The organism is Vibrio sp. 10N.222.55.B11 (assembly GCF_041473705.1).
Classification (GTDB): domain Bacteria; phylum Pseudomonadota; class Gammaproteobacteria; order Enterobacterales; family Vibrionaceae; genus Vibrio; species Vibrio crassostreae_C.
The window spans coordinates 1-8,542 of the sequence record NZ_JBFRST010000002.1 but is presented as its reverse complement, the minus strand read 5'-3'; the positions used below and the strand labels follow the sequence as shown (position 1 = coordinate 8,542).

The window sequence follows — 8,542 nt, the reverse complement described above, 5'->3', positions numbered from 1 at the left end:
TTAACTGATCGGCATTAGCCACCTTAGGGTAGCCGTTTTTATTTGTCGATTTAACTTCGTCGATGTTTCACGTGGAACATAAATCTGCGTGTTCGCTAACCAGAGTAAGCACTGTGCCAGTCTCTCCACACAGGATCAAAACCACGTTGACGAATCATTGACTCAACATCGGCAGCACTTCGCTCATCACTTATTTCAAATTGCTCGAGTTCTTCTTCATCAGAAGCATAACCACCTGGCTGGGTTTTAGACGCAGCCGACATACTGGTGATTCCCAATGGCAACACATTGTCACGGAAAGCTGCAGACTCACGAGTCGAGAGAGACAATTCAACCTCAGGGTTTAATAAACGATACGCACAGATAAGTTGAACCAACTGTTTATCACTCATAATCGATTTAGGCTGCAAACCACCCTCACACGGACGAAGACGTGGGAATGAAATCGAGTAACGTGTTTGCCAATAAGTACGCTCAAGATAGTCTAAGTGAGCGGCCACGAAGAAACAGTCGGTACGCCAATCTTCCAAGCCAATCAAAGCGCCAATACCTATCTTATCAATACCCGCTTTTGCCAAACGATCGGGCGTTTCGAGCCGGTATTCAAAATCCATTTTATTGCCACGCAAGTGGTGTTCCGCGTAGGTACTTGGGCTATACGTTTCTTGGTAAACAGTCACCGCATCTAAGCCGAGAGTTTTAAGCTCTGCGTAGTCATCTTGATCAAGCGGCTGCACTTCCATCGCAAGATAGTTAAATTGTGCCTTAATATTCGGTAGCACTTCACGGAAGTACTTCATCCCGACCTTGGTTTCATGTTCACCAGTCACCAACAATACACTATCAAACTTCATCTTTTTGATAGCGGCACTTTCAGCATCGATTTCATCTAAAGTAAGTGTGCGACGCTTAATGCGGTTCTCCATTGAGAAACCACAATACGTGCACGCATTCGCACATAAGTTTGAGAGGTACAATGGAATATACAACGACATTGTATTGCCGAATCGCTTGCGTGTGAGTGCCAACGATTGTTGCGCCATCTGCTCTAAGTAAGGTTCTGCTGCCGGAGAGATAAGAGCCTTAAAGTCTTCCAAGTCGCGTTTAGGTTTACTCAGAGCGCGCTCAACATCCGCTGCCGTTTTACTGAAGATGGACATACCAATGTCATCCCAGTTGAGCTGTTTAAATCGATCAACAAACGTCATAAGGACACTACTCGTCTAGGAATGAAGTTAGCGGACTAGAAGCAACCGCATGAGACACCTGTCCAGCAAGACCAGAAAGGTAAGCCATACGGCCAGCTTCAACTGCCAGTTTAAAAGCAATCGCCATATCAACGGGTTGTTGAGAAGCCGCAATTGCAGTATTAACTAACACGGCATCCGCGCCCATTTCCATTGCACGAGCAGCATGAGATGGCGCACCAATACCAGCGTCAACAATCACAGGGACGTTCGCTTGGTCGATAATGATCTCTAAGAAGTCTGCCGAAGCGATACCTTTGTTCGACCCAATCGGCGCACCTAGCGGCATAACCGCAGCACAACCCACCTCTTCCAATCGTTTACACAACACTGGGTCAGCATGACAGTAAGGCAACACAACAAAGCCATCTTTAACCAGTTGCTCAGCCGCTTTTAATGCCTCAATTGGGTCTGGCATCAAGTACTTTGGATCAGGGTGAATTTCCAGTTTGAGCCAGTTTGTGCCTAGCGCTTCGCGAGCCAAATGCGCAGCAAAGATGGCATCCTTCGCGTTCTTCGCCCCGGAGGTATTTGGTAACAAGTTCACGCCAGCATCAATGATGGGCTGTAAAATATCATCTTGCTCAGAGCGAATATCAACTCTCTTCAACGCCATGGTTGCCAGTTGAGAACCGGAAGCTTCGATAGCACTCGCCATTAAATACTTGTTTGCGAACTTGCCTGTACCAGTGAACAGTCGTGATTGGAATGTTTTATCTGCGATAGTTAACATGGTTAGCCCCCTGCAATAGCTTGGAAAAGAGAAATAGCATCGCCTTCATTGACGACCCTTTGTTGCCACTGACTACGCGGGACAACCGCATTATTGATAGCAAAGACACAACCCAGATCGGGTAGTGAAAGCGCTTGGATGATATCCGCTAGAGACGACGATTGTGCAACCTGTTCTGGTTGCTCATTGATAGAGATCGTTATGTTGCTCATTGGGTTTCTTCTTCTAAATAGTTAACTGTAGATGTGCAGCAAACGGGGCATTCACTATCTTGAGTGACACTTAAGTTTTGCCAGTTCATCGTCTGACCATCAAACAGTCTGAGCTGATGTGTTGCAACCTGGAACTCGCCAGTGCTAATACGTTGAATCGCTGCCAGTGCTTGGAGGTTGCCTATGGTGCCAACAACTGGGCCGATGATGCCGCTATCGCTACAACGTGTCGTTTGTGGATGATGACTGAACGGGAACAAACAGTGATAGCACCCTTTCTGATTCTGATAATCAAATACAATAAACTGGCCTTTCCAACCGATTGCAGATCCAGAAATCAAAGGTGTATTGCTGCCGAAACACGCTTGGTTAACCTGCTGGCGTGACGCAAAGTTGTCAGTACAATCCAACACCAAATCAGCGAGCATCACTTCAAGTTCAAGCTGACTGTCACTCATTCGCTGATTGATGGTTCTAACTTGACTGCGGCTATTGAGCTCAGTCAGTTGTTGCTTCATAGCTTCGACTTTAGGCGAACCTAACTGACTTTCTTTGAACGCGACCTGTCGTTGCAGGTTAGACGAATCCACACAATCATCATCAACCAACACGATCTTTCCGACACCAGAAGCCGCAAGATAAAGAGCGGCAGCATTACCTAAGCCACCACAACCAATCACTAGCACATGGCTGTTTAATAGGTTTCGTTGCCCTTGCTCACCGACTTCAGGTAACGCAATTTGTCGTTGATAACGAATAAACTCAAAATCACTCAGCATAGCTAGGCTCCTGCGCAACCTCTTCACCAATATTTGAAGGTTTAGGCGTCATCAGTTTTTCAAAAAACTCGATCACCTTTTTGGGGTCTTCCGCTAATGTAATCGCACGAACAACCGCCAAACTCGACACCCCACAATCCCACACCTGCTCAGCTGTTGATTGGTCAATACCACCAATAGCAACCGTCGGATAACCGATGAGTTGTTCTGTGTATGGGATAGTATCAATCAGCTGTTGATACAGAGATAAACAAACTAAACCCTGAGGCTTTGATGGCATCTGTTTAGTTGTTGTTGGGAAGATGTGGCCTAGCGCAATATAGCTTGGGTTAATCTGAACAATGCGTAGCAACTCGTAATAGCCATGAGTCGATAACCCAATCTTTATACCCGCAAAGCTCAACTGTGAGAGGTTTGATTCTTCAATATCCTCTTGCCCCAAATGAACACCAAAAGCGTCATGCTTGAGTGCAAGCTGCCAGTAATCATTGATAAAAACTTGAGCGTTATACTCACGACCAAGATCGATAGATCGTGCGACTTGTTGTTCTAAATCCGCTTGCTGTGGGTTCTTAATACGCAGTTGAACTGTGTTAATTCCAAGCTTGAGCAGCCTTTCGATCCACTCAACATCATCAACCACTGGGTATAGTCCTAGGCTACTCTTACTCAATTCCGGGAACGACAGTGATGTTCCTTGGTGCGCCCAACCAACACTAATATCCAGTCGCTCATCTTCGAGAACGGGAATAGGAAAGTTTTGATAGTTTGCTGGCCATGTTCCACGTGAAACACTAGATGCTGCGCGAGCTAAAACCAGTGCATCTTCTAATGGGAATTCCAACGCCAACAAAGTAAGTAACCAAGCAAAGTGGCCACGACTATCTAACTCCTGATGAGCTGGAGTTTCACTCTTGATAGCACGATTAGAATCTAGCTGTGACCAGATATCCAATGCAGCTGAGTCATCTAAGACACCGATATAGATGGTATTCGGAGTTTGTGCCAAGGCATCACGGACACCAGCTAGCACCACTGAATGACTGTAATAAACGATATGATCAAGCTCACTTGAGCGACACTCCGCCAATGAATCAACATCATGAGCAAAACCAATAGATAACGCTTGCTGAGCATCAACGATAGAGAAGCATTGAGTTGGGCTTACACCCAACTCAACTGCATCGGTTGCCAAGCCTTGTCGCTTAGCAACCAATAGACAGCTTTGCACCTCTCCCGTTAGCTCAATATTTTGAGATGGGATAAGAATCTTCACTGTCATTATTCCTCTAATTGAGCTTCTTTTGCGCCTACTGCTGGGTGATAAAGTTCAGAGCCAGTATCACGGAACTCTTGTGATTTCTGACGCATCCCTTCCAACGGATTATCAAGCATCTTAATCTCGATAGCCTGATCAGCAGCCACTTGTTCAGTGTCTTTCGCGTACTCTCGAACTTCTTGAGAGATCTTCATTGAACAGAATTTAGGTCCACACATAGAGCAGAAGTGAGCAACCTTGCCCGATTCTTGTGGCAGGGTTTCATCGTGGAAAGAAAGGGCTGTTTCTGGATCTAAAGCTAGATTAAATTGGTCTTCCCAACGGAATTCAAAACGAGCTTTAGATAATGCATTATCTCGGATTTGTGCGCCCGGATGCCCTTTTGCCAAGTCTGCTGCATGTGCTGCCAGCTTGTAAGTAATCAAGCCAGTCTTCACATCTTCTTTATTTGGTAAGCCCAAATGCTCTTTAGGTGTTACATAACAAAGCATCGCACAGCCGTACCAACCAATCATCGCCGCGCCAATACCAGAGGTAATGTGGTCATAACCCGGTGCAATATCAGTGGTCAGCGGGCCTAACGTATAGAAAGGCGCTTCATGGCAGTGCTCTAACTGCTCATCCATGTTCTCTTTAATAAGATGCATAGGTACATGTCCAGGACCTTCAATGATCACCTGAACATCGTATTCCCAAGCCACTTTAGTTAACTCACCTAGAGTACGTAACTCCGAGAACTGAGCCTCATCATTGGCATCTGCAATAGAGCCAGGACGTAGGCCGTCACCTAGTGACAAAGCCACATCGTACTTCGCACAGATCTCACAGATCTCGCGGAAGTGTGTGTATAGGAAGCTTTCTTGGTGATGTGCAAGACACCATTTCGCGATAATAGAGCCACCACGAGAAACAATACCTGTCACACGCTTAGCCGTCATAGGAACATAACGAAGAAGCAAACCAGCATGGATAGTGAAGTAATCAACGCCCTGCTCCGCTTGTTCAATCAAAGTATCGCGCATCACTTCCCAGTTAAGGTCTTCGGCTACGCCATTCACTTTCTCAAGCGCCTGATACATAGGAACCGTACCAATCGGCACTGGGCTATTACGTAGGATCCATTCACGAGTCTCGTGGATATTACGGCCAGTAGAAAGATCCATTACGGTATCGCCGCCCCAGCGAGTCGACCATACTAGCTTCTCAACTTCTTCTTCAATCGAAGAGCTTACAGAAGAGTTACCGATATTGGCGTTCACTTTCACTAAGAAGTTTCGGCCAATAATCATAGGTTCTGATTCTGGGTGGTTGATGTTTGAAGGGATGATAGCTCGGCCTTCAGCGACCTCTTTACGCACGAACTCAGGGGTAATTTCTTTTGGCAGGTTTGCGCCAAAGTTATGGCCTGGGTGTTGGTGATTAAGCTGTTCATCAGCGAACTTCTGACGCCCCATGTTCTCACGTATCGCAATGTACTCCATCTCAGGAGTGATAATTCCCTGACGAGCATAATGCAGTTGAGTTACACATTGGCCGCCAGTAGCGCGACGAATTCGAGGCAGGTTTCCGTAACGAAGGTCGTCTAGGGTTTCATCTTCTAAACGTTCTTTGGTGTAAACAGAGCTTACATCATCGAGCAATTCCGTATCACCACGCTCTTCAATCCATTGCTCTCGCAACTTAGGAAGGCCACTATAAAGGTCTATTTCATGCGTAGGATCGGTATAAACACCTGAGGTGTCGTAGACATGAATTGGCTCATTAGGTTCGAATACAGGCTCTTTTTTGCTGCCACCAACAAGGCTATCTGCGAGGGATATTTCTCGGACAGGGACTTGAATGTCCGCTCGAGACCCTTGGATGTAAGCTTTTTTTGAGTTTGGATAAGGTTGTACAGATAAAGAATCAATGAAATTCTTCGCTTCCAGTCTTGCTTGTTTACGACTCGACATAGCATTTTTCCTTGGCTTTTAGCCATTATTTATAGGGATAAAAATGCTTGACGGATAAGATGCTACAAGAGGGATCACAGCAAGAAAATGCAGTTGTGATCTGGAGATAGATCTCTAGAAGGATTCTAGTTAGATATCTACTCTTGTTCCCTTCGCAGGTATTAGCCTGATCAGGTTCAACGGATCCCGAGTTAACGGTCTCAGCCATATGGCACTCCGACAAGTACGATCGAGTATATAAAAACGGCTTGGATAAACCAAGCCGAGTTGTTAACAAATCGTAAGAAAGTTTTAAGACTTTATCAGAAGTTGGAAGCCGATCCATGCGGCTGAAATACTGAGAACCACATTGAGCAGTACATTGAGCCCCATCTTGAAGAACGCACCCTGCTGCATAAGAAGCACGTTATCCATCGAAAACGTAGAAAATGTCGTCAGGGCTCCAAGGAAACCAAGACCGATAATTTGTCTCCACGGCTCCGTCGCAACCATCTCATTTTCAAACGCGGCGATGAGCAATCCCATAATCAAAGAGCCAATTACGTTAACAGTCAGCGTACCGTAAGGAAAACCACGCCCTAACATCACAACGCATAACTCTGAAATCAAGTAACGTGAACAAGCACCAAACGCGCCACCGATGGCGATAAAACCTAGAATAGATAACTGACCCATGAATCCTCCCAAACAATAATCCCTATATTCTAGCTTTAACGCCGATAAAAGCGAGGGTAGAAACTAAGAATGCATGCGCAAATATTAAACGTTACAGGTGTCACTTAACTTCAATATATCCCATCAAACCCGTTTTCATGTGTTCTATAACATGACAATGATACATCCAGCGGCCAGGGTTGTCGGCTACAAATGCAGCTTTAGCTCGGCCATTTTTTCCAAGTAACACTGTATCAGTATGGAAAGGTTCTTCAACTTTCTTCCCATCAAGTTCCAATACAGTGAATGTATGGCCGTGAATGTGAATCGGGTGATGATATTGAGTGACGTTCTTAAGATCGAATATATAGGTTTTTCCCAGCTCTAAAGTCGCCAACGGTTCAGGGATATTATCTTTGCTCATCCCCTCCCATGCTCGTTTATTAGTTAGCCAAAACTTAGGCATAGATTTTCCATCTTTAGATACTGGAGAAACCGCCCCTTCCCATTCAAATAAAAAGTCGATTTCTTCTGCATTAGCCAAATCTAAATTGGGCACAGGATTAAGGGGTAAAGAAGGCAGAGAGCGATTCTCAACAAGGGTTGAATCTACAACCTCGAACTCACACAAAGAGAAAGGAAAGCGTCCTTTCATTTGAAGGACGCTAACTCGCCCACCGGCTTTGGGTGCTATCAGTCCAATATCCACTCGCATCCCTGGACCAATTTTATGTTGCGTCAGCTTATAAGGTGTTTTTACAGGGTTACCATCAATGGCAATCACCCATGCCTCAACCCCTTCGACAGCTATAGGGTAAGTGATCGTATTATCGACATTAGCGATACGTAGCCTGGTTGTTGCATGTTGTTTTAACTCATAGACAGGCTCATGTATTCCATTAACGCTACTCCACTCTCCTGGCGTACCCATACGAGCACTGAGTCGTGGGATCATTAGATCTTTCCATTGGCCTTTCTTATCTATATGCCAATGTTTAAGCATCAGTGCGTGCTCTTCATCAAACGGCACTGGAATGCTCTCCTCAACGATAATTAGACCAACCAAGCCCATACCAAGCTGCTTAACGCTGTTCATATGTGGGTGATACCAAAACGTGCCAGCATCTGGTGGCGTAAATTCATAAATGAATGTTTCACCTGGCATGATCGGTGGTTGGCTCAAGAAGGGAACCCCATCCATTTCGATAGGAATCCTTAAACCATGCCAATGAATAGTTGTCGGTTCTGATAGCTTGTTGGTAAAACGGATCGTTACCTTTTCACCTTGTCGACATCGAATCGTTGGTGCTGGAATCTGACCATTAAAGCCTAGAATATCAGTCTCAAACCCCGTCACGAGTTCAGCGGTTGAAGGCTCTGCCGTTAAGTCATAAACATACTTTCCTTGTTCATCAACCGACCGTTTCATTGAGCAAGCGGGCAGTACAGTGAGTGCAGATATAGCGAGAGATGATTGAATAAACTTACGACGGGAGATATCCATATTTGTTGCCTTTTAATAATAACGACTAAAATTTAACAAAATATTGAGAACAGTTCTCATAAAGAAGCGTAGTTTGTGCTGTTGGTTGTTTATAAAAGAGACTGGGATAAGTAAGCACTTACACTTTTAAGGCCAGGTTTTATTAAAAGCAGGAATTACCGACTAATACCAATTAAAGTAAA

8 protein-coding genes and 1 riboswitch are annotated in these 8,542 nt (G+C 45.1%); all 8 genes read right to left on the bottom strand.

What is annotated here, in order from left to right; all coding sequences use genetic code 11:
• Positions 1-95 precede the first annotated feature (95 nt).
• The 8 genes from thiH to AB4503_RS00375 all read right to left on the bottom strand — a co-directional run bounded on the left by thiH (position 96) and on the right by AB4503_RS00375 (position 8,360).
• A complete protein-coding gene (gene thiH / locus AB4503_RS00410) occupies positions 96-1,208 on the bottom strand; it encodes a 2-iminoacetate synthase ThiH (protein WP_372113334.1) in 1,113 nt (370 codons plus the stop codon).
• A 7-nt stretch (positions 1,209-1,215) separates the two neighbouring features.
• Positions 1,216-1,980 carry a thiazole synthase gene (locus tag AB4503_RS00405; RefSeq protein WP_372113333.1) on the bottom strand — a complete coding sequence of 255 codons (765 nt, stop codon included), beginning with the start codon at positions 1,978-1,980 and terminating at the stop codon, positions 1,216-1,218.
• 2 nt (positions 1,981-1,982) lie between these two features.
• Entirely contained in the window at positions 1,983-2,192 is a 210-nt protein-coding gene (gene thiS, locus AB4503_RS00400; RefSeq protein ID WP_017061316.1) for a sulfur carrier protein ThiS, read from the bottom strand.
• Positions 2,189-2,971, bottom strand: coding sequence for a ThiF family adenylyltransferase (locus AB4503_RS00395; RefSeq protein ID WP_372113331.1), 783 nt, complete (start codon positions 2,969-2,971; stop codon positions 2,189-2,191). Before AB4503_RS00395 ends, thiS begins: the two co-directional genes overlap by 4 nt.
• Positions 2,961-4,253 (bottom strand): thiamine phosphate synthase, encoded by a 1,293-nt coding sequence (locus AB4503_RS00390; RefSeq protein ID WP_372113329.1) that lies wholly within the window; start codon positions 4,251-4,253, stop codon positions 2,961-2,963. Before AB4503_RS00390 ends, AB4503_RS00395 begins: the two co-directional genes overlap by 11 nt.
• Entirely contained in the window at positions 4,253-6,202 is a 1,950-nt protein-coding gene (thiC, locus tag AB4503_RS00385; RefSeq protein ID WP_372113327.1) for a phosphomethylpyrimidine synthase ThiC, read from the bottom strand. Before thiC ends, AB4503_RS00390 begins: the two co-directional genes overlap by 1 nt.
• Positions 6,203-6,332: 130 nt before the next feature.
• A riboswitch (TPP riboswitch) is annotated at positions 6,333-6,431 on the bottom strand.
• Positions 6,432-6,493: 62 nt separating this feature from the next.
• Positions 6,494-6,877, bottom strand: coding sequence for a fluoride efflux transporter CrcB (gene crcB / locus AB4503_RS00380; RefSeq protein WP_004736665.1), 384 nt, complete (start codon positions 6,875-6,877; stop codon positions 6,494-6,496).
• A gap of 100 nt (positions 6,878-6,977) precedes the next feature.
• Positions 6,978-8,360 (bottom strand): multicopper oxidase family protein, encoded by a 1,383-nt coding sequence (locus tag AB4503_RS00375; protein WP_372113325.1) that lies wholly within the window; start codon positions 8,358-8,360, stop codon positions 6,978-6,980.
• Positions 8,361-8,542: the final 182 nt, after the last annotated feature.